The 560-nt window shown below is 76.4% G+C and carries 1 protein-coding gene; it reads left to right on the top strand.

Annotated elements, in window-relative coordinates:
- Positions 1-560, top strand: a 560-nt coding sequence (locus ESO86_RS18345) for a zinc-binding dehydrogenase (RefSeq protein WP_165308450.1), incomplete at both ends; no start/stop codon positions are given.

Consider the following 560-nt stretch of genomic DNA (forward strand, 5'->3'; position numbering starts at 1 on the left):
ACGTACGCCGTCCAGCTCGCGTCGGCGCTCGGCGCGGAGGTCACCGGCGTCGCCAGCGGCGCGAAGGCCGACCACGTGCGCGCCGCCGGCGCGAGCCGCGTGATCGACCACCGCACGGAGGACCCCACGCGGGACGCCGCCGTCTACGACGTCATCATCGACCTCGTCGCGGCGCAGTCGCTCACCGCGCTCACCAGGATCCTCGCGCCGCGCGGCACGCTCGTGCTCTCGGCGGGCACGGGCTCGCGCACCTTCGGCCCCCTGCCACGGATGGCGGCCGCCACGCTGCGCTCGCCGTTCACGAGGCGCCGCCTGAAGCCGCTGGCGGCCAAGCACCGCGGCGACGACCTCGACGAGGTCCGCGCATTCGCGGAGGCAGGGCGGCTCCGACCGGTGGTCGACGAGGTCTTCCCGCTCGAACGCGGGCCGGAGGCCCTGGCCCGGCTGGCATCCGGATCGGTCCGCGGCAAGGTCGCGATCCGCATCCGGCCCGACGCGCAGGCGGATGCCGCATCCGGCGCAGCGGCGAGCGCCGCGGCATCCGATCGCGCTGGGGGAGA

Source organism: Agromyces binzhouensis (assembly GCF_004135055.1).
In the GTDB taxonomy this organism is placed as follows: domain Bacteria; phylum Actinomycetota; class Actinomycetes; order Actinomycetales; family Microbacteriaceae; genus Agromyces; species Agromyces binzhouensis.